Below are 19,761 nucleotides of genomic sequence, written 5' to 3' on the forward strand. Positions count from 1 at the left end.
CCAAATGCTATTCCTTTTTTTTGTTAACTCAACATACGTTTTATAGCAATGTTGAAAAAATCTCTTACTTTTTCAGTTTCCTCGATAGTAAGTTCTCTTCCACCATAATTAAGTGTACCGTTTTCTAAAATATCTTGTAGGTTATCTTTGGAGCCATCTGGATTATCAATTCTCCCTAATATGAAATCAGTTGTGGAATTAAACACATCAGCTAATTTACATAGCATTTCGGGATTTGGTTTTCTGTAGTTTATTTCATAACCATTGTAGGTTGAAATTGAGACTTCTAATTGATTTGCCACATGTTCTGTTGTCCACCCATATCTTTTGCGTAGAAACTTTAAGTTTCCTCCTATATCCATTTATAAAACCCCCCTAAAATAGAGTACTTTACCCGTTTTACTATAACTTGAATACCTGTATAAACAGCTTACACTAAAATAAAAATAAAATCTACGCATATAGCGTATAAAAGGGTATTTACTTTTACGCATAACGCGTATAATATAATAAGCAATAAGCGAAGTAAGGGGGTACCTCATGAAAAGAGATTGGCTTGTGAAAATAAGAAAACAACATGAGTTGACGCAAGCAGACATTGCGGAAGCTTTAAATATAAGTCCTACACACTATGCAGACATCGAGAGTGGAAGAAGAACACCCGGGGCATCTTTGGCTATGAAAATTGCAACATTTTTAGAGTTTCCAGTAGAGTGGCTTCTATTACCTTCTTATCTGCATAATGCGGAAAAATGGGTATTGAAACTAGCTATGCAAATGGATTTTCCTTCGGAAGAAATTTTTTTGAATGCATTTCCGCGAATTGCGGAAAAGATAAAATCTTGTAAGAAAACGAGTTAACTGAAGGGAGGTGATAAGAATGAAAAATGGCAAAAAACCATCTAAACGTGAAAAAGTCCGTATTGCGTCGTATAAGTTGAATCCTGAAAACTGGTTGATCTTTAAGAAAACAGATGGACAACTTCACTTATTGCATCGAAATACATTTGCTACACGTGTAATTCCAAATTTATAACTGAAGGGGGATAAACCAAAATGAACATCCAGGAATACGGTGATCGTGAAAAAAAGCTTGTAAGGCTAATAGGTACATCAAAGCTGTGGAATTTTAATCAGTTTGTACTGGATTTGGTTGAAATACATGGGGTAGAAAAAACGCAAGAAATCGTTAGTGAGTTAGGGCGTCATGCTGTAGATACTGCTAAATTACACGAAGAAACAATTGCTAAATAAGGATGATCTCAATGTATAAAAATCTATTTATCGCTCGAAAAGAGAAGCGTATGACACAAGAAGCGGCTGGGAAGTTAGTAAACATGTGTAAGCAAACTTATTATCTAAAAGAAAATTGTAAACGTGATTTCACCTTAAAAGAAGCCCAGAAGCTTGCAAAATACTTCAAAACAACAGTGGACGAGCTATTTGAAAAATAATGAAGGGATGGTAAAAGAAAATGAAACCTGAAGAGTTGTTCGAAGAAAAACAACATCTAGTATTTGCTGCGATCAAACAACAATTTGGTAGTTATCACATGGCGAAACGAATTGCTGAAAATAACAATATGGAATTTGATGATTTGGTGCAAGTGGGAAATATGTATCTTTGGGAGCGGTGTGTGAAACATAATCCAGAAAGAATAGGTACATTTAGCGCTTACGTGATGAGAGGATTGCGATGGTATTTGAGTAATGAAATTCACTTAAAAGGTACTTTATTTAAAGTTAGTCGATATGTCAGTGTGGACGAAAGAAACCAAATTGAGACGCGATCTATTGATTTACATCGAGATGGGGAAGTAATAAATGATTTTTTTGCAGTATCAGATATTGATGTGGAAGAAGAGGTAACAACACTTCTTGAATTTGAAGAAGTCACAGGTGTTCTAAACGGAAAAGAAAAAGCCATCATACTGCATATTGGTGAAGGGTATACCGCAGAAGAAATTGCAGTGAGACTTGGAATGGGTAAATCTACAGTACATCAAAAGAAAAATGCAGCTTTTCTAAAAATCAATCCAGATTATCAACCTGTGAAAAGATCATTCTTCCTTGGGAAATTACCATATAAGAGAAACCGCCAGTTGGGGCTGACGGTCTAATAGAAACATATATTAACGACATTATAACACGAAATTTGGTGATGTACATGCAACTCTTTCCACACCAAGATAGAGCGTTAAACGATACATACAAGCATAGTCGTGTGGCGTACTACCTTGATATGGGGCTAGGGAAGACCTTTGTAGGCTCTGAAAAAATGTGGGAGCTCAATACACCATATAACTTATTAATCTGTCAGAAATCCAAAATAGACGACTGGAAAGAGCATTTTGAACAACATTACGACTACAAAGTAATTGTGTTCGATAAGCAACAATTAGAACATATACCACCTGAAAGTGTTTTAATTATCAACTATGACAAGGTATGGCGTAGGGATGAACTAAAGAAGTTAAAGGATTTCACAATTATGCTGGACGAGTCTTCCATGATTAAAAATGAAAAGTCTAATCGAAGTAAATTTATCTTGGGATTAAACGCTGAAAATGTCATTTTACTATCAGGTACACCGACAGGTGGAAAGTATGAAGAATTGTGGTCACAATTGCATTTGTTAGGTTGGAATATTAGTAAAAAATTATTCTTAAAACAATTCGTAGTTCAGGAATGGGACGATAAAAACCAACAAATGAAAATTACAGGTTATAAAAACGTAGAGCGACTAAAAGCAAAGTTAAAGAAGCATGGTGCCGTATTTATGAAAACAGAGGAAGTCTTTGATTTACCCAATACCAATGAGATTCCAGTGAAGATACCTGTTACCAAGATGTACAACGAATTTAAGAAGCATCACATTATAGAAATTGGTGAAGAATTACTAATCGGCGATACACCAGCAGCAAAGAAGTTGTACTTAAGGCAACTTGCAGGGAGTTATAACGAACATAAATTACAATACATCAAGGACCTTATAGAAAGTACAAATGACCGCATCATCATCTTTTACAACTTTAAAAAGGAATATATGGCACTGGTCGATTTAATCGAACGACCAATTGCTACAATAAACGGTGATATTAAGGACCTTTCAGCCTATGAAAAACATGATAACTCGGTCACATTAATTCAATATCAAGCTGGCGCGATGGGATTAAACCTACAGAAAGCTAATAAGATTGTTTATTTTACGCTAACAGATAAAAGTGAGTTGTTTGAACAAAGTAAAAAACGCACGCATCGTATAGGGCAAAAACGACCTTGTTTTTACTATTACTTACTTACAGATGGATCGATAGAATGGCGCATGTTAGATGTTCTGAAAGAGCGTAGGGATTATACAGATGCTTTATTTGAAAAGGAGGAAGATGTAAATGCCCAATGAAGTGCAAGCATTTGAAAATAAGCATTTGGCAATTATGACAGCAATTGCAATTCATACTCAACAGGAGAAAGCACTCGCTGAGAAGTCAAAAGAAATGAAAGCGGAGCTTGAAAAAGCAATGGATGAGCACGGTATCAAGTCCATTGATAACGATCTAATCAAAATTACAAGAGTTGATGAAAGTAAGACAACATCAATTGATACGAAAAAGCTAAAGGACAAAGAACCAAAATTATATGGTGAGCTTTTAGAAGATTATCCAAAGACATCTGTTCGAAAAGCTCATGTGAAATTTGTGGTGAAGTAAATGAAAGAGTCACAATTCCAAGCAAAAGTTATCAAATATTTAAAAGAAAAAGGTGTATGGCACGTAAAGTATTGGGCTGGTAGTCAGTATACCAAAGAAGGAATACCCGACATTTTAGCATGTATTGGTGGAATGTTTCATGGAATTGAGTTGAAAACGGATGTAGGTACACCTTCAAAGCTACAACTATATAACATTCGTAAAATAAAAGATTCAGGCGGACAAGCTTATATTTTAAGGCCAAAAGATTTTGAAGCATGGAAAGAACGGTGGTTTTGATGACGCAATATAGTTATAGTCGAGTTTCACTGTATGAAGATTGTCCCTATCACTTTGATATAAGGTACAACAAACGTTTAACTGAAATTCAGGATTTAACAAATGCAGCAAATCCATTAATCATTGGTCATGCTTTGCATACAGGAATAGAAAATGATGTAGAAACAGCTTTAAATGAATACTACAATGCATTTCCAGTCATGAATGATGCCATTGTAGAAGAAGCGATGAAGCTAGAAATATTAATTCCAAAAGTACAAAACTTCTTAGAAGAAGCATTCGGGGAATTTGAGTTCATTCACGAATACAAGATTGATAAACCAAATTATGTTGGGTTTGTTGACCTTATTTTAAAAGCACCTGACGGTACATGTATGGTTATAGATTTTAAATATTCAAATCATGTTAAGAATTATATGAACAGCGGACAGTTGCACATTTATAAAGATTACTTGGAGCAAGACGGGTTTGATATAAAAAAATTAGCTTATCTATTTGTCCCGAAAACAAGTATTAAGCAAAAGAAAGATGAAGATTTACACACCTTTAGAAAACGTTTAGTACAAACAGTGGAGGAATCGCAAGTTGAATTTGTTCCAATTGAATTTGATGAAATGAAAACGGTGTATTTCTTAAATAGCATCAAAACGATTGAAAAAGCCAACAGCTTTTCAAAGAGAAATGCAAGTGGAAATTGCTTTGCTTGTAACCCACGTTTCAGACCTAACTATTTAGAAGCTATAGAAAATGAAAAGGGAGAGATTGAAATGGTATTACCTAAAAATGAACGTCGTGAAAGAAAAATTGATACAAAGCCAGACTTTTGGTTATATGCAGATAGTTACACTGGAAAGAGTACTTTCGTAGATCAAGTGGAAAATGTTCTTTTCTTAAATACGGATGGTAACACGGATAATACGACAGCACCTGTTATCCCAATTGTAGATGAAGTAACGAAAAAAGGACGTGTGACAAGTCGTAAATTAGCTTGGGATTTATTCCTGGATGTAGTTGCTGAATTAGAAGCCGCTGAAAATGATTATGAAGCTGTAGCAATTGACCTGGTCGAAGACCTTTATGAACATTGCCGTGTATATGTATTTGATAAAAACAGTTGGGAGCATGAGTCAGATGGTTCATATGGCAAAGGTTGGTCATTAGTAACAACTGAGTTTAATAACGCTATGAAGCGATTGAAGGCGTTAGGGTACCAAATTATTTATATCAGTAAGGAAAAAGTTGAGGAATACACCCTGAAAGGTGGAGCGAAGCGTACAACATTCAAACCAAATATCAATGACAAAGTAGCAAATTTCCTTTCGGGAACAGTTGATTTAACATTACGTGCTTATGTCGATTCGGATGATAAACGATTTTTACAACTTACGAAAAAACAAAATGTATTCGGTGGTGGTCGTTATGATTTCCAAGTAGATACAATTCCGCTTGATATGGAAGCATTTATTGAAGAACTTACGGCTGCACAAGAAGAAAAGACGAAAGAGAAAAAACCAAAACGCACAGGGCGTAAGCAAAAGGAAGGCACGTCTGAAGAAAATGTGGCCACAAAAACGATGTATTTCCAACATGAAGGTTCTGATGATTTCATTGTAGTTAAAAAGGGTGAGTCATTAGACTTCTTAGAAACAGATATTTTTGATGAACGTACGAAAAAAGAATATGAACAGTGGCTTGCTGAAAATGAAGATAAGTCTGCAGATGATGAACCAGAAGAGAAGTCAAAACGCAGTCGTCGTTCTCGTAAGGAAGAACCAGATGCACCTGTTGAGGAAGAAAAGCCAAAGCGTGAACGTCGTCAACGTAAAGCGGTTGAAGATGATACGCCACCAGGTGAAGCTGATGGGCCAACTGAAGAAGAAGCATCTAAACGTACGCGTAGATCAAGATCAAATAAATAATTATAAAAAGGGAGAGATAAATTATGGCAGTAAAGGAACTGAATACAAAAGAACAGCATTATGCTGATACTCGTGAAGAAGCGGAAGGAATTGTGACAGAAGCAAAGGATAATGCATATCTAACATCATTCAAAATTAGTGAAAAACACAATAAATATGGTACTTACTTCTTAGTTGATCTAGCTTTCAGCTATAACACGCCACGTGAAATTATGGAAGATGCAGAGGCATCTCCAAAAGGTGATGAAGAATCTGGTGAAAAACATGAAGGTGTGGAATATAGTGTGAATCCAGATGGTACAGTTTCAGTTAATGACGATGAAGAAGGAGAAGATGAATAATGGCAGAGAAAAAATTTAACTGGTCTAAATTTGATAAAAAAGTAGATTTAGAAGCGTTAGCAGCAGATGTACAAGAAGTAGAGGAAAACGGTGGTGGCGGAGACTTTGAAAAGGTTCCGGATGGTCAATATGAAGTAGCGGTTGAAAAAATGGAACTCACTGAATCTAAGAAAGGTGACCCAATGCTTATGATTTGGTTCAACATCGTTGATGGTGAATTTGAGGGTCAAAAGATTTTCTATTACAAAGTAATGCAACCTCAAAATGATAAAGCGTGGGGTTATCAAGTTCATCAAAATAATGAAATGTTACGTAAGCTTTGGGATTGCAAAGAAGAAGACGTTAAATTTACTAGCTTTGGAGAGTATGCAGATTTAATACTTGATATTCATGAAGACATCGACGGTAAATTTGAATATTTACTTGAAAAAGAAACGGACAAAAAAGGTTACGATCAATTTAAAATTGTCGAAGTGTTTGAAGTTGAATAACTGAATAAAGAGAGCTTCCGAGCTCTCTTTTCTTTTGGCTAAATGAGTGAAAGGAGTGATATCATGCTCTTTTACGATTTCGAAGTGTTCCCACATGATTGGTTAGTAGTCATTACAAATACAGACGATCAATCAGAAGAAATTTTCGTGAATAATGAACAAGCTTTAATTGATTTTTATAACGAACATAAAAATGACATTTGGGTTGGTTATAACTCTCGTCATTATGACCAATACATTTTAAAAGCCATTATTTGCGGTTTTACACCTCAAGAAATGAACCATTGGATTATTGTAAAACGTGAACTGGGGTGGAAGTTTTATAAAGATTTTTGGAAGATACAGCTATTTAATTTTGATGTAATGACTAATAAATTTCGTTCTTTAAAGCAATTAGAAGGGTTTCAAGGTCATGATATACGTGAAACTTCAGTTTCATTCCATACACAACGTGAACTAACGGAACAAGAAATTGAGGAAGTAATCAAATATTGTCGCCATGATGTACATGAGACCATGCATATTTTCATAGAAACGATTACGGAATTTGAATCACAAGTTGAACTTTTAAAGATGTTTCATTTACCACTCAAACATATATCCAAAACAAAAGCGCAATTAAGTGCCTTTATTCTAGATGCTAAGCAACCCACTGTTCCAAGGGATGATGAATTTGATTTTACATTTCCAGCAACGTTGAAAATCAATAAGTACACCGAAGTCCTGGGTTTTTATAAAGAAAATAAAGATTACAATAAGGTTTTAGAACTCAATATTGCAGGTGTACCGCACCTTTTCGCATGGGGTGGTTTGCACGGTGCAAGAAGTAATTACGCTGGTACTGGTCACTTTCTGAATATAGACGTAGAAAGTTATTATCCTGCATTGATGATTGAGTATGGCTATTTATCTAGAAACGTAAAGAATCCTGGTAAATTTCGTAGCATTCGTGACACCAGGATTAAATATAAAGCTGTTAAAGATAAACGACAAGCCCCCTTGAAAATTGTAATTAATGGGACATATGGAGCGATGAAGGATAAGTACAATGGTCTTTATGATCCACTTATGGCCAACAATGTTTGTATTGGTGGAATGACATTACTTCTTGATTTAATTGAAAAATTGGAGCCACATTGCGAAATTATCCAATCAAATACGGATGGCGTTTTAGTTAAGCTGCAGCATTATAATGATTACGATGTGATTGATGATATTTGTTACGCATGGGAACATCGCACAAAAATGAAATTAGAATTCGAAGAGTTTGTCAAAGTGATTCAGAAGGACGTTAATAATTATATTTTAGTAGATGCGGAAGGGAAATATAAATCTAAGGGTGCTTATGTAAAAAAACTGAATCCACTTGATTACGATTTACCAATTGTAAATGAAGCAGTTGTTAATTATTTCGTAAAAGGCATTGATCCAGAGAAAACAATCTTTAATTGTACGGAACTAGTGAAGTTTCAAAAGATTGTAAAGATAAGTAGCAAATATGATTATGCAAGGTACGGCACAAGAAGGATGAATGAAAAAGTATTTCGTGTATTTGCAAGTGTTGATTTGAACGATAAAGAGTTACGGAAAGTAAAAGATGGGACCGCTGAGAAAATCGCCTATGTACCTGAACGATGTTTCATTGTAAATGATGAGATTAGTGATATGAAAATACCAGGTAAATTAGATTATTGGTGGTATTGGGAGTTAGCAAATAAAAGAATTGATGATTTTTTAGGGGAGGATAAATAATATGGAAAAGTGGCCGGAAGAAAGAATTGCAGCTTATAAAGATTATGTTAGGAATTATGAAAAAGATATGTTGGATTATGAAAACAGAATAACCGAGCATCAAAAGGGTTTGAGAAGTATGATTGAGGCGGTTTGTAGTGTGAGAGAAAAGAGACGTGAAACATTAACAGAATTATATAAGCAAGGTTGGCTATTAGATGATGATAGATGGGTGGAAGTGAACAAAAATAAAAGAGCAGCTAGCAAAAGCTAACTGCTAAGCCCTCGGGTATGAAGGGAAATCAGAAACTGTATCTACATTATTAACAAAATATTGAGCTTTAAACAGTTTTTAGAAAAAATGACTTCATATAATGGGTTAAATTCGTTTTTAAAATCTTTTTTAATACCGTAGGTATCTGACAATTTAAAGTTTATTAAAATAAATTATAAGGGCGTTTTATGAAAGTTGGTGATTTCTTTGTATAAAGGGTACCTGAAGGGCAACGGAAAACATGCAGCTAGTAAATTTAAGGATGGCACGAAGTTATTATCGTATCATACAGCAAGAAAACATGACTCCTTCGTAGGTATTTTAGATGACGATTACATTATGGTTGATATTGACGATATAGATGAAGCTGAAATGCTTCTAGACATCATAGAAGATAAAAATATTCGATGCTCCGTATTAGAAACAACAAATGGTATGCATTTTTATTTCAAAGGCTATGACATTACAGCAAATAAAATAAAGTGGTTTTCCAATATCGGGCTACTTTGTGATTATAAATTAGGAATAAAAAACACTGCCGATCCACTTAAAATAAATGGTGAAACTCGTAGATGGTTACGAAAAACAAATGAACATGATCCATTACCAACTTGGTTATATCCGTACAATAAAAAAAATCCGAACCTCACCAAAATGACTGAAGGTGATGGGCGAAATGATAAATTGTTTACTTATATATTAAAATTGCAATCTCAAGGAATGGCTAAAAACGATATTAAAGAGACCATTTCCATTATTAATAATTATATTTTGGAAGAGCCTGTTGAACAAAATGAATTAAATATAATTTTACGTGATGAAGCATTCATGAAGGAGTCCTTTTACATAAAGGGCGCCTTCCAACATGAAAAATTCGGGGATTTTCTAATAAATGAACATCATATCTGTAAGATCACAAATATCCTACACATCTATAAAGACGGTGTATATTCGGACAAGCAAGAAGATATTGAAGAAGCCATGATTAAACATATTCCAGCTTTAAAAAGGATGCAACGTCAAGAAACATTGGCTTATTTACAGTTAAAAGCAAAGCATAAAAATTTTGCTTCTACCAAATATGTTGTTGTGAAGAACGGTGTATTTAATTTAGAAACGTGGCAATTAGAAGACTTTACACCTGAAATTATTACACGTAATAAAATTCCAGTCGCTTATATTCCAGATGCTTACTATAAAGTTACGGATAAAACATTAAATAAAATTGCGGTAAATGATAAAACAATTCGCTCTATTTTAGAAGAGATTCTTGGTTATATTTTATTTCGTCGTAATGAGTTTGCAGCTACGTTCATCTTAACGGGGAATGGTTCGAACGGAAAATCATCTTATTTAAAGATTATCCGTCAGTTAGTAGGAGAAGAAAACGCATCTTCATTAGATTTAAATGAATTGGACCAGCGATTTAAAACGGCTGAACTGTTTGGAAAGTTAGCAAACATTGGTGATGATATTGGCAAAGGGTACATTAAAGAATCATCGGTATTTAAAAAGCTTTCTACTGGTGAAACATTGAACGTAGAGAGAAAAGGTAAGGATCCATTCGACTTTACGAACTATGCAAAATTAATCTTTAGTGCAAATGAAATGCCACGTATTAATGATTTCACTGATGGATTAGGGCGAAGACTTCAAATTGTACCATTTAAAGCAAAGTTCACACCTGAAGGTGAAGATTATGATCCATTTATTACAGATAAGTTATTATCTGATGAATCCATGCAATATATATTGATTCTGGCTTTAAAAAGCTTGAAACGTTTGCTTGAAGAAAAGAAATTCACGAAATCAAAAGCAGTTGAAGAAGAGCTTGTGAAATACCAGGAAGAAAATAATCCGATTATTAGTTTCGTAAATAATGAAAATATTGAACTAGAACGGTCGGTCGTAGGAGATGTATATCTTCAGTATAAAGTGTATTGTGTGGAGAATGGCTTTCAATCGGTTAGTAATATTAATTTTAGTAAGCAAATTTCTCAGTTATTTGGCTATAAATCACATGTTCAAAAGGTTGACGGTAAGAATAAGCGCATTTTCATCAATAATGAATAGAATTTTTTCGCGCTTCCAAAAGACATGGTCAAAGGGTCGTGACCGTTTTTTTGGTCAAAGCGTTTTTTAAACTCAGTTATATCAATAGGTTTAAAAATATGTTTGACCATTTTTGGTCACAAAAATCCTCAAAAATCACAGATTCTCATGTGTTTTTAATCAAAATAACAGATAAATGCGTTACTAGTAACAGATATCTGTTACCTCATAATTGCAGTCATATCAAGGGTTTTATCTAAGGTAACAGATGGTAACAGATAAATTCACTTTCTTTATAAAATATATATAAAGAGAAAAGATGAAAAAATATACTATATAAAGAAATTTAGGGGGTAAATGCGTTACTTTTTGACTGTGAAAGTACGATGAACGCATTCGTATCAAGGGTTTGAAGGCGGTAACAGATGGTAACGCATTTTACTAAAAAAGGCAGGTGAATCATCATTTGTTTAACTGGTTAAAGGTATATCAAGAATTAGAAGGGGAAATTGAGTATATTGAATTTAACCTACAGCGTAGTCAAAGGGAATTAAAACGCTGGCGGGGTGGTGATTTATCGAAGTATAAATTAGCGCCTGACTCAGATGGTACCAAAGTAGAAGATCATATTGAACGGATTGAATATGAACTAGCCCATAAAATGAATGATTTACATGATTTGAAGAAGTTAATTCGTACCTTTAAAGGTTTAGAGCATAAGATTATGTACGGTAAGTATGTTGAAGGAAAAACATTAGAGTATCTTGCAATTGAATTCGGCTATAGTCGAAGTTACATTTATCAAAAGCATGCTGAGATTATGAGGAGAATTAAGTTTGCTGAAAAACTTACACTTTTTTAACAGTAAGTTCCACCGATATTATCCATTGAAAAAATGGTTTATAGTAATAGCATAGACATTTGACGAAAGGGCAACGGATGCATGGTTGCTCTTTTTTAATCACATAAACCATAACCATGTAAGGATTAGAAAAATAAAAAGAATAAGCAGAAATTGTGCAATTTTCATTTCGCACCCCTTTTAGAAATAGTATGTGTTAGGTTTTAAATGATATTCATTAAATGAAATATCACATACCGCATTATTAGTAACCAAATTAAAAGAAGATCATATTATATTAGTGCAAGTTTATTCTTTTTTATAAAAAGGCTCATAAAAAATCACATTCTGTCATGAAAAGAGCGCCCTGGCACAGGTGCTTTTTTCATTTGTCACACTTTTATGAGGATAAACATAATGTAACATAAACAATTGTTATCTTTCATTTAATCTCCTTTTTGAAGAGCACTCGCTGAAACGGGTGCTTTTTGTGTTTAGCAAACAATTTCAAACATAATGAGAATGGATAAACATACAATAATATAGAACGGTTGAGAATACAGTTACCTATATTTTTTAAGAGAGAGCACTTGCTGGGGAGTGCTCTCTTACGTTTGCACCTTTTCATATAGACAAGCATATATTGGAGTATGGGACAACCCTCCGTTGTTTCATATTCACTCATATTAGCTCCTTTTTTAGAGTATCTACTGACGTAGGTGCTCTTTTTTATCATGTAATAAAACATTTTTTACACCATAAAAGGAGAGTTGGTACATATGATGTATACATCCGTTTTAAAGCGTGATTTGAGCTATTCTGATGCTTTAAATACATTGATGGTAGGTAAAGAGGGGATCCGTGCTAATACGTTATATCAAAGGGATATGTTGGCAAATGATTGGATGATTTAGAGTGCTTCACTGTCTCACAAACAATTGATTATGAGACAGTGAAGCATACACCCTTATATCAATGATTCGAATGTGTCAAAACTATGTATCAAAAACTATTGATTTCGATACAGGTAATTGATACAATGAAACCATCAAAAGCAAAGGGTGATGGTTCAATGATATTTGGATATGCGCGTGTTTCAACGAAAAAGCAAAGTTTGGATATGCAATTAGATGAATTGAAACGCTTCGGTTGTGAGGAAATCGTCACAGAAAAAGAAAGTGGAGCTAAAAAAGACAGGGTTGAACTTCAATCACTTCTTGGAAAGCTTCGAAAAGGGGGTACATTAGTTGTTTATAAGTTAGATCGTTTAGGAAGAACAATGCATCAGCTTGTTAATTTGCTTCAAGAGTTCAATGAAAAAGGAATTCACTTTGTATCTATTAAAGATGGTATTGATACATCTACAACAATGGGAAGATTTTTATTCCATATATTTGGTGCAATGGCTGAAATGGAACGAGAAGTTATTAATGAACGTGTTATAAGTGGTGTAGCTGCTGCTAAAGCAAGAGGAAGAGAAGGTGGCAGAAAGAAAGCACATACACCACAACAGATTGAAGGTATGCTGAAAATGATAGAACAAGGTGAATCAAAAATATCAGTATGTGAGATGTTTAATGTTTCAAGAGCAACCTTGTACAGATACATTAGAGAAAATGAAAATAATAAAACAAATTTAAAGTAGCGAAACATTGCTGCTTTTTTATTTTGGGTGAGGTGAGAGTGATGACGAAAATCAAAAGATGGTTAACCAAAGAAGGCTTATTAAAAATGGAAGGCTGGGCACGTGATGGTCTTATCGATGAACAAATTGCTTATAACATGGGTGTTACTCGCGTTACACTTCATAATTGGAGAAAGAAACATCCAATCATGGATCAAGCTGTACGTCGTGGAAAAGAAGTAGTGGATCGTGAAGTAGAGAATGCACTACTAAAACGTGCATTAGGTTATACGTATGAGGAAGTAACGGTGGAAAAACAACAAGTTAGTGAAGACGATGACTTTCAAGATGTTGAAACAAAAAGGGTTAAGCGACAAGTCGCACCTGATACAACTGCCGTCATCTTTTGGTTAAAGAATAGAAAGCCTGATGCATGGCGTGACCGACGTGAGATTGACCATAGTGGTGAAATGAAACAAACGATTGTACAAAAGGCTGATTTAAGTAAGTACACGTCAGAGGAGTTGAAACAACTTGAAAGCCTCCTTAAAAAATCTTCCGACAGTTGATGAAATTCAAAGAGAAATAGCACGTCGTGATGTTATGTACATGAAGGTAGATATAAGAAAGCACCGCATAGTGAGTTTGTTGGTGGTGTCATTCAGGAAGCGATTGATAAAAAGAAACAAATGAATGCAGGCGAGATTCCGACCACGAACCAATACATTGCAATTAATATGCCACCACGTCATAGTAAATCGATGACCATTACAGAGACGTTACCATCGTATTATTTGGGGAACTTTCCAGAGGAGAGAGTGATTGAGATAAGTTATAGTGATACATTCGCTCGTCGTTTTGGTAAGAAGAATAAAGAGAAGGTAAAACAGTATGGACCAGATTTATTTGATATCCAAATATCTAAAGAAAGCTCGGCACATGATGAATGGTTACTGGATAATGAAATAGGTGGCATGATCTCACGTGGTGTTTTATCAGGTATCACTGGTATGGGTGCGGACTTAATGATTATCGATGACCCGATTAAGAACCGTGAGGAAGCGGATAGTGAAACACATCGCGGTAAGATTTGGGATGAGTGGATAGATAGCTTCTCTACTCGTTTACATCCTGGTGCAATTGTCATACTGATTCTAACAAGATGGCACGAAGATGATTTACAGGGTCGGTTGTTAAGTAAGGAATATGGTGAACCTTTACCTTGGCAAGTATATAATCTTCCACTGGAAGCTGAGGAAGATGATGTAATAGGACGAGCAGTAGGTGAACCATTGTGGCCAGAACGATATGGGTTAGAGTTCATACAAGAACGGAAACGATATCCAAGTAGCTTTAACTCATTGTATCAAGGTAGACCAACCGCAGCGGAAGGGAATCTATTAAAGCGTAAATGGTGGCAGTATTATGATACGTTGCCAAAGATGGTGCACATCATCATGAGTATTGATGCAACGTTTAAAGATGAAGCAGATAGTGACTTTGTTTGTATTCAGGTATGGGGCAAGAATGGTGCGGATATGTATTTAATCGATAATCTCAAGGCACGTATGAATTTCCCAACTACCCTACAAGCCATTCGTAATATGGTAAGGAAGTATCCGAAAGCACACGCTAAATTAGTGGAGGATAAGGCGAATGGTCCAGCTATTATTTCGATGTTAAAGAATGAAATAGGCGGTATGATTCCAGTGAATCCACAAGGCGGGAAGGTTGCACGTGTAAATGCAGTCTCACCATATATTGAATCAGGAAATGTATATTTACCAAGGTATGCTCCATGGACACAGGACTTTGTGGAAGAGTGCGCATCCTTTCCACAAGGGAAAAATGATGACCAGGTAGATGCAATGTCACAAGCATTAAACCGATTTATCTATTATCATGCGAAGGAAAAATTCATTCCAAAAGAGCCAGTGACATTAGAAGAAAAGGTACATCGCCACATTATTAGACTATCGAGAGGGCGAAGGAAAGGAGGGCAACTACAGCCAGTGACATTAGAAGAAAAGGTACATCGCCACATTATTAGACTATCGAGAGGGCGAAGGAAAGGAGGGCAACTACAATGACGTATGTTGTCTTTTTTATATTAGTTGCAGTCATTGTATTTCTTGGTGTGTTTGCATATGAAATGGAGCGTGTACATCAAGGTGAACGTGATGTGTGGAAGCAAGAGCGTAAGGAATTGTACGATCGTATCCAAGCACCATCTTTTGCTGAATATAAACAGGGTGAAGTGAAGATGGTAAAAGCACAAAAAGAAGAAAAGCCTGTACCAACATACCATTTAGAATAGGAGTGGCCACGATATGGCTAGAGTGTTTCATTTAACGTTAGGTAGTATTGAAAAATTCGCGGTAGCTGATGATTATGAGGAAATGTATGAAAAGAGAGCTGAAGTTGACCCGACATTTGCCTATACACCTGTAGAGATAAAAGAGTTGTGTGTGGAAGGGTATGAAATCAAAGCGGAAAAGAAAGTGTCGAAGTCGAGAGTGAAGAAATCTTAAAAGAGCTTGCGTATTCCAACGTATAGGCTCTTTTTTCGTGTGAAGAGGGTGAGAAGCATTGTTTGGTCTCAATAAACCAAAGGAACAAAAGCAAGAACAGAAACGCCCTGATGATTGGGTGTCTCTTGTGGAAGAACGTATTACCCAAGCCGAGGACTGGGAAGAGAAACGCCAAATGATGGCACAAGTAAACTATTATCGTGGGAACCAGTGGCTTGTGTGGAATCCGACAAGTAAGAAAATGATTACTGCACCTCTTGAAAATGGAGAACAGCGAATTACAGTGAACCAAATTCGACCACGTATGATGGTCAAGCTCGCGAAACAAATTAAAAATCGTGTGAAATTTGATGTTGTACCTGATAGTAACGATGAAACGCGCATTGAAATTGCGAAGGCAGCATCCAAATTTCTTAAATATTGGTGGGAACAAACAGGAATGGATCGGAAAACACGTGATATTTTCCTGAATAACGGTGTAAAAGGCTGGTGTGCCGCAAAAGTGTACTTTGATGCGGAAGCGGGTCAAGATATTACACCAGGGGAAGGGGAAATTGGATTCGCAGAAGATATGCAAAAGTTGTATACAGGTGAAATCCGTTGTCGTATTTGTGATCCACTCACAGTATACATTGACCCCGCCGCCGAAATGGACGAAGAGATTCGTTGGATTGTGGAAAGAAAGCCACGTGATATTGATTACATTCAAGAGCGCTACGGAAAAGATGTCGCTGCTGATGAAAATGTGGGATTTGCGGCCGCGTTTGATGTGACACCGCAAAATGGATTCAATTCTACAAGTAAAAAGCGTCCAAATATGGCGATGGTGGATGAAATGTGGGTAAAACCGTGTGGTAAGCATCCAAATGGATTGAAAGTTACGATTGCAGGTGGACAATTGCTGGATATAGACGAAAATGCTGGGGACATTCCTTTCTTTATCTTTGGTGATATTCCGATACCAGGGAGCGTAAAAGCGGAAGCATTTATTAAAGATATGTTGCCGATTCAGCGTGAAATCAATATTATGCGCTCTATGTTTGCCACACATGCAAGGAAAATGGGGAATGGTGGATGAAATGTGGGTAAAACCGTGTGGTAAGCATCCAAATGGATTGAAAGTTACGATTGCAGGTGGACAATTGCTGGATATAGACGAAAATGCTGGAGACATTCCGTTCTTTATCTTTGGTGATATTCCGATACCAGGAAGCGTAAAAGCGGAAGCATTTATTAAAGATATGTTGCCGATTCAGCGTGAAATCAATATTATGCGCTCTATGTTTGCCACACATGCAAGGAAAATGGGGAATAGNAAAGCGGAAGCATTTATTAAAGATATGTTGCCGATTCAGCGTGAAATCAATATTATGCGCTCTATGTTTGCCACACATGCAAGGAAAATGGGGAATAGCATGTGGCTTGTGCCCATGGGGTCAAGTGTGGATGAAGATGAAATTACGAATGAAGAAGGTGGAATTGTTCATTATACACCAATTGAGGGCGCGAGACCTGAAAGAGTTGGTGCGCCAGATATCCCGTCCTTCTATGATCGTATTTTAAATAATCATGATGCGGATATCGATGATTTATCAGGTGCACGTGAAATTTCACAAGGACGATTACCTTCTGGATTAGATACGTATAGCGGATTATCTCTTATGGTAGAACAGGAGAATGAGAAGCTTGCGGTTTCTTCTCAAAACTATGAGCATGGTATGAAACGTTTATTGCAACGTGTACTTATGCTGATGAAGAAACATTATACCGAAGAACGTATGGCCCGTATTCTTGGTCCTGATAATGATATTGAATTAATAAGCTTTACTGGATCTGATTTAAGTGGTGGAGAAGACATTAATATTATTCAAGGTTCTTCTCTTCCAGAAATGAAATCAGCGCAACAAGACCGCATTATGACCATGTGGGACAAAGGGGCAATTGTGAAGAAAGATGGTTCACCAGATACTCAGGGGTTTTTAAAGCTCATGGGTATGGGCGATAGTAATGAATTGTTTGAAATGCAACAGCTTGATGAAAACAAGGCGAAAATGGAAAATAAACAGTTTGAGCAAATTGGACAGCAACCAGAATCATTGCAAGCATTGCAACAATACAGCATCCAGCAACAACAGTTTGAGGAGCAAGCCCAAGCGATGCAAGCACAAGGTGTAGACCCCATGCAGGCTGGCATGCAACCACCACAACTACAACTAACGACACCGCAGGTACGTGACTTTTACGATCATGAAGTGCATATATATATTCATAATGCTTTTCGAAAATCAAGCTTATACGATGAATTACCACCTGAAGTGCAGCAGTTAGTTGATGACCATGTACAGCAACATATGGAGGCACTCAATGCGCCAATGGAAGCGGATAGAAGGCAGCAGATGGAACAAGAACAACACATGCANAGTTGATGACCATGTACAGCAACATATGGAGGCACTCAATGCGCCAATGGAAGCGGATAGAAGGCAGCAGATGGAACAAGAACAACACATGCAAGAAGAGCAGAAAGCTATGAAAGAACAAGACTTACAGCTACAACATCGGAAATTAGATATTGAAGAAAAGAAAGTAGAAAAAGAAGTGCAGAAGGGTGAGAGATAAATGAATTTTGGGAAAGCGTTTGAAGAAGTGAAAAAAGGTAAGGGTATGCGATTACCACATTGGAGTAACGATGTAGTAATTCGTGCACAGTTCCCTGATGAACATAGCAAAATGACCGCTCCATATTTGTATGTAAAATCTCGTTTTGGTAGAGTTCCGTGGAAGGAAACAAACATTGAATTATTTGCTGAGAATTGGGAGGTTGTAGAATAATGACTTTTGGTCAAGCGCTTGAAGCATTGAAACAAGGTAAGACAGTGGCTCGTAAAGGTTGGAATGATGAAGGTATGTGGTTAAGACTCGTAAAGCAGGGGGAGTTTGATATCTCTTTTGAAGTGGTAGGTGGCAACAAATGCAAAGGACTCCTTCCCTGGATTGGTATGAAAACAGCTGATGATACATTTGTTCCTTGGTTAGCATCACAAACAGATATGTTAGCAGAAGATTGGGAGGTTGTTGAATAATGAACTTCGGCCAAGCAATCGAAGCAGTTAGGGCAGGAGAAAAGGTTTCTCGTAAAGGTTGGAATGGTAAAAATATGTTTGTAGTTTATCAGAAGGGTTATCCTGATGGAATTCCTTGCAACAAACAGACCGCTGAAGCTTTGGGTATAAATGAGGGAGATTTATTTAAAGTTCGCCCATACTTACAGTTAAGATGTGCTGATGGAACTCATGCCATGTGGTCACCTAGCACTTCTGATGCTTTAGCTGAAGATTGGGTTGTTTTATAAGTCGCTACTAATAGCGGCTTTTTTCTATACAAAAATTCGGGCGTTGAATGTGGTGAATGTGGACTTGCGCCCACCCACAGGAGGAAAGAAATATGTTAAAACCATTTCGTTTACGTTTAGGTAATTTTCAATTCTTTAATGGTTTGGAAGGCGGTGGTGAGGTCGTAACGGAAACGGTACCTCCTAGCGACTTAGGTGGAGAACTCACGCCTCCACAAGGTACAGGAGAAATAACAGAGCCAACTGGGCAAATAGAAACAACACCTGGGCAACAATTGGAAGGTGGAGAAAATCCAGAAGGACAACCACCAGAAGGTATGGAACAATCACAAGCTTTTGCGAAGAGATTACAAGAACGTACACAAGCGGCTCTTATGGAAGAACGTCAGCGTTGGGAACAAGAAGTTTCTGAGCGATATGGTAACTATGACACATATGACCGTGCGATGAACTTCTTTATGAAACAAGCAGGTTATAACGACCTTGATAGTATGATGCAAGCAATTGAACAACAAGATTTATTACAACGTGCTGAAAAGTTTGGTGTGACGCCTGAAATTCAGCAGAAATTAGAGAGTCTGGAAGCAAAGGCACAAAGAGCAGAAGAACTGGAATAT

26 protein-coding genes and 3 pseudogenes are annotated in these 19,761 nt (G+C 36.4%); 28 read left to right on the top strand and 1 reads right to left on the bottom strand.

Annotated features, from left to right (window positions below):
• Nucleotides 1-23 precede the first annotated feature (23 nt).
• Entirely contained in the window at nt 24-362 is a 339-nt protein-coding gene (locus tag ASE54_RS30535) for a helix-turn-helix transcriptional regulator (protein ID WP_000351012.1), read from the bottom strand.
• 178 nt (nt 363-540) lie between these two features.
• On the opposite strand from ASE54_RS30535, the gene ASE54_RS30540 reads away from it, so the two are divergent.
• From ASE54_RS30540 to ASE54_RS30660, 28 genes and pseudogenes are all read left to right on the top strand, one after another.
• Nucleotides 541-861: a helix-turn-helix transcriptional regulator gene (locus ASE54_RS30540; protein WP_000817630.1), complete on the top strand. Its 321-nt coding sequence runs from the start codon at nt 541-543 to the stop codon at nt 859-861.
• 19 nt (nt 862-880) lie between these two features.
• Complete coding sequence (locus ASE54_RS36630; protein ID WP_000788379.1) at nt 881-1,036, top strand: hypothetical protein; 156 nt, start codon at nt 881-883, stop codon at nt 1,034-1,036.
• A gap of 20 nt (nt 1,037-1,056) precedes the next feature.
• A complete protein-coding gene (locus ASE54_RS30545) occupies nt 1,057-1,254 on the top strand; it encodes a hypothetical protein (RefSeq protein ID WP_001025461.1) in 198 nt (65 codons plus the stop codon).
• An 11-nt stretch (nt 1,255-1,265) separates the two neighbouring features.
• Nucleotides 1,266-1,454: a helix-turn-helix domain-containing protein gene (locus tag ASE54_RS30550; protein WP_000277639.1), complete on the top strand. Its 189-nt coding sequence runs from the start codon at nt 1,266-1,268 to the stop codon at nt 1,452-1,454.
• 20 nt (nt 1,455-1,474) lie between these two features.
• Complete coding sequence (locus ASE54_RS30555; RefSeq protein WP_000801520.1) at nt 1,475-2,119, top strand: sigma-70 family RNA polymerase sigma factor; 645 nt, start codon at nt 1,475-1,477, stop codon at nt 2,117-2,119.
• Nucleotides 2,120-2,166: 47 nt separating this feature from the next.
• Entirely contained in the window at nt 2,167-3,402 is a 1,236-nt protein-coding gene (locus ASE54_RS30560) for a DEAD/DEAH box helicase (protein ID WP_001175895.1), read from the top strand.
• Nucleotides 3,392-3,709 (top strand): hypothetical protein, encoded by a 318-nt coding sequence (locus ASE54_RS30565; RefSeq protein WP_001132421.1) that lies wholly within the window; start codon nt 3,392-3,394, stop codon nt 3,707-3,709. Before ASE54_RS30560 ends, ASE54_RS30565 begins: the two co-directional genes overlap by 11 nt.
• Nucleotides 3,710-3,988: a nuclease gene (locus ASE54_RS30570; RefSeq protein ID WP_000665151.1), complete on the top strand. Its 279-nt coding sequence runs from the start codon at nt 3,710-3,712 to the stop codon at nt 3,986-3,988.
• A complete protein-coding gene (locus ASE54_RS30575; protein WP_000195964.1) occupies nt 3,988-5,907 on the top strand; it encodes an AAA family ATPase in 1,920 nt (639 codons plus the stop codon). Before ASE54_RS30570 ends, ASE54_RS30575 begins: the two co-directional genes overlap by 1 nt.
• A gap of 23 nt (nt 5,908-5,930) precedes the next feature.
• On the top strand, nt 5,931-6,248 hold the full coding sequence (locus tag ASE54_RS30580; RefSeq protein ID WP_000268681.1) for a hypothetical protein: 318 nt from the start codon (nt 5,931-5,933) through the stop codon (nt 6,246-6,248).
• Nucleotides 6,248-6,739: a DUF669 domain-containing protein gene (locus tag ASE54_RS30585; protein WP_000818339.1), complete on the top strand. Its 492-nt coding sequence runs from the start codon at nt 6,248-6,250 to the stop codon at nt 6,737-6,739. Before ASE54_RS30580 ends, ASE54_RS30585 begins: the two co-directional genes overlap by 1 nt.
• A 63-nt stretch (nt 6,740-6,802) precedes the next feature.
• On the top strand, nt 6,803-8,491 hold the full coding sequence (locus ASE54_RS30590; protein ID WP_014895342.1) for a hypothetical protein: 1,689 nt from the start codon (nt 6,803-6,805) through the stop codon (nt 8,489-8,491).
• A 1-nt stretch (nt 8,492) separates the two neighbouring features.
• Nucleotides 8,493-8,744 carry a hypothetical protein gene (locus tag ASE54_RS30595; protein ID WP_000417045.1) on the top strand — a complete coding sequence of 84 codons (252 nt, stop codon included), beginning with the start codon at nt 8,493-8,495 and terminating at the stop codon, nt 8,742-8,744.
• 207 nt (nt 8,745-8,951) lie between these two features.
• Nucleotides 8,952-10,817 (top strand): DNA primase family protein, encoded by a 1,866-nt coding sequence (locus ASE54_RS30600; RefSeq protein WP_000276479.1) that lies wholly within the window; start codon nt 8,952-8,954, stop codon nt 10,815-10,817.
• 445 nt (nt 10,818-11,262) lie between these two features.
• The gene (locus ASE54_RS30605; RefSeq protein ID WP_000483565.1) at nt 11,263-11,658 is read left to right on the top strand and encodes a hypothetical protein; all 396 of its coding nucleotides are present in this window, start codon (nt 11,263-11,265) and stop codon (nt 11,656-11,658) included.
• 758 nt (nt 11,659-12,416) lie between these two features.
• Nucleotides 12,417-12,551, top strand: coding sequence for a hypothetical protein (locus tag ASE54_RS37465; protein WP_003310215.1), 135 nt, complete (start codon nt 12,417-12,419; stop codon nt 12,549-12,551).
• Nucleotides 12,552-12,709: 158 nt separating this feature from the next.
• A complete protein-coding gene (locus tag ASE54_RS30610) occupies nt 12,710-13,282 on the top strand; it encodes a recombinase family protein (RefSeq protein WP_042992867.1) in 573 nt (190 codons plus the stop codon).
• A 41-nt stretch (nt 13,283-13,323) separates the two neighbouring features.
• A complete protein-coding gene (locus ASE54_RS37310) occupies nt 13,324-13,830 on the top strand; it encodes a hypothetical protein (protein WP_000161455.1) in 507 nt (168 codons plus the stop codon).
• 120 nt (nt 13,831-13,950) lie between these two features.
• On the top strand, nt 13,951-15,351 hold the full coding sequence (gene terL, locus ASE54_RS30620; RefSeq protein ID WP_235567879.1) for a phage terminase large subunit: 1,401 nt from the start codon (nt 13,951-13,953) through the stop codon (nt 15,349-15,351).
• Nucleotides 15,348-15,578: a hypothetical protein gene (locus tag ASE54_RS30625; protein ID WP_000222861.1), complete on the top strand. Its 231-nt coding sequence runs from the start codon at nt 15,348-15,350 to the stop codon at nt 15,576-15,578. The genes terL and ASE54_RS30625 overlap by 4 nt, the downstream gene beginning before the upstream one ends.
• A 13-nt stretch (nt 15,579-15,591) precedes the next feature.
• Nucleotides 15,592-15,792 carry a hypothetical protein gene (locus ASE54_RS30630; protein WP_000124816.1) on the top strand — a complete coding sequence of 67 codons (201 nt, stop codon included), beginning with the start codon at nt 15,592-15,594 and terminating at the stop codon, nt 15,790-15,792.
• A 58-nt stretch (nt 15,793-15,850) separates the two neighbouring features.
• Nucleotides 15,851-16,870, top strand: coding sequence for a hypothetical protein (locus ASE54_RS30635; RefSeq protein WP_057187525.1), 1,020 nt, complete (start codon nt 15,851-15,853; stop codon nt 16,868-16,870).
• A 238-nt stretch (nt 16,871-17,108) separates the two neighbouring features.
• Nucleotides 17,109-18,119 (top strand): annotated as a pseudogene (locus tag ASE54_RS37665) (hypothetical protein); the annotation flags it as partial.
• 93 nt (nt 18,120-18,212) lie between these two features.
• A pseudogene (locus ASE54_RS37670) lies at nt 18,213-18,411 on the top strand (hypothetical protein); the annotation flags it as partial.
• Nucleotides 18,412-18,624 (top strand): hypothetical protein, encoded by a 213-nt coding sequence (locus ASE54_RS30645; RefSeq protein ID WP_001009041.1) that lies wholly within the window; start codon nt 18,412-18,414, stop codon nt 18,622-18,624.
• Entirely contained in the window at nt 18,624-18,875 is a 252-nt protein-coding gene (locus tag ASE54_RS30650) for a DUF2829 domain-containing protein (RefSeq protein WP_014895339.1), read from the top strand. Before ASE54_RS30645 ends, ASE54_RS30650 begins: the two co-directional genes overlap by 1 nt.
• Entirely contained in the window at nt 18,875-19,144 is a 270-nt protein-coding gene (locus ASE54_RS30655) for a DUF2829 domain-containing protein (RefSeq protein ID WP_001009051.1), read from the top strand. The genes ASE54_RS30650 and ASE54_RS30655 overlap by 1 nt, the downstream gene beginning before the upstream one ends.
• 92 nt (nt 19,145-19,236) lie before the next feature.
• Nucleotides 19,237-19,761, top strand: a pseudogene (locus tag ASE54_RS30660) (MFS transporter); the annotation flags it as partial.

Origin of the sequence: Bacillus sp. Root131, from assembly GCF_001429475.1 — a bacterium.
Taxonomy (GTDB): Bacteria; Bacillota; Bacilli; order Bacillales; family Bacillaceae_G; genus Bacillus_A; species Bacillus_A thuringiensis_S.

Coding starts and splice junctions, on each gene's coding strand:
- ASE54_RS30645 (WP_001009041.1), top strand. CDS start 18,412: ATGAATTTTGGGAAAGCGTTTGAAGAAGTGAAAAAAGGTAAGGGTATG.
- ASE54_RS30655 (WP_001009051.1), top strand. CDS start 18,875: ATGAACTTCGGCCAAGCAATCGAAGCAGTTAGGGCAGGAGAAAAGGTT.
- ASE54_RS30575 (WP_000195964.1), top strand. CDS start 3,988: ATGACGCAATATAGTTATAGTCGAGTTTCACTGTATGAAGATTGTCCC.
- ASE54_RS30550 (WP_000277639.1), top strand. CDS start 1,266: ATGTATAAAAATCTATTTATCGCTCGAAAAGAGAAGCGTATGACACAA.
- ASE54_RS30580 (WP_000268681.1), top strand. CDS start 5,931: ATGGCAGTAAAGGAACTGAATACAAAAGAACAGCATTATGCTGATACT.
- ASE54_RS30570 (WP_000665151.1), top strand. CDS start 3,710: ATGAAAGAGTCACAATTCCAAGCAAAAGTTATCAAATATTTAAAAGAA.
- ASE54_RS30630 (WP_000124816.1), top strand. CDS start 15,592: ATGGCTAGAGTGTTTCATTTAACGTTAGGTAGTATTGAAAAATTCGCG.
- ASE54_RS37310 (WP_000161455.1), top strand. CDS start 13,324: ATGACGAAAATCAAAAGATGGTTAACCAAAGAAGGCTTATTAAAAATG.
- ASE54_RS30545 (WP_001025461.1), top strand. CDS start 1,057: ATGAACATCCAGGAATACGGTGATCGTGAAAAAAAGCTTGTAAGGCTA.
- ASE54_RS30540 (WP_000817630.1), top strand. CDS start 541: ATGAAAAGAGATTGGCTTGTGAAAATAAGAAAACAACATGAGTTGACG.
- ASE54_RS37465 (WP_003310215.1), top strand. CDS start 12,417: ATGATGTATACATCCGTTTTAAAGCGTGATTTGAGCTATTCTGATGCT.
- ASE54_RS30610 (WP_042992867.1), top strand. CDS start 12,710: ATGATATTTGGATATGCGCGTGTTTCAACGAAAAAGCAAAGTTTGGAT.
- ASE54_RS36630 (WP_000788379.1), top strand. CDS start 881: ATGAAAAATGGCAAAAAACCATCTAAACGTGAAAAAGTCCGTATTGCG.
- ASE54_RS30555 (WP_000801520.1), top strand. CDS start 1,475: ATGAAACCTGAAGAGTTGTTCGAAGAAAAACAACATCTAGTATTTGCT.
- ASE54_RS30650 (WP_014895339.1), top strand. CDS start 18,624: ATGACTTTTGGTCAAGCGCTTGAAGCATTGAAACAAGGTAAGACAGTG.
- terL (WP_235567879.1), top strand. CDS start 13,951: ATGAATGCAGGCGAGATTCCGACCACGAACCAATACATTGCAATTAAT.
- ASE54_RS30595 (WP_000417045.1), top strand. CDS start 8,493: ATGGAAAAGTGGCCGGAAGAAAGAATTGCAGCTTATAAAGATTATGTT.
- ASE54_RS30590 (WP_014895342.1), top strand. CDS start 6,803: ATGCTCTTTTACGATTTCGAAGTGTTCCCACATGATTGGTTAGTAGTC.
- ASE54_RS30625 (WP_000222861.1), top strand. CDS start 15,348: ATGACGTATGTTGTCTTTTTTATATTAGTTGCAGTCATTGTATTTCTT.
- ASE54_RS30585 (WP_000818339.1), top strand. CDS start 6,248: ATGGCAGAGAAAAAATTTAACTGGTCTAAATTTGATAAAAAAGTAGAT.
- ASE54_RS30560 (WP_001175895.1), top strand. CDS start 2,167: ATGCAACTCTTTCCACACCAAGATAGAGCGTTAAACGATACATACAAG.
- ASE54_RS30535 (WP_000351012.1), bottom strand. CDS start 362: ATGGATATAGGAGGAAACTTAAAGTTTCTACGCAAAAGATATGGGTGG.
- ASE54_RS30565 (WP_001132421.1), top strand. CDS start 3,392: ATGCCCAATGAAGTGCAAGCATTTGAAAATAAGCATTTGGCAATTATG.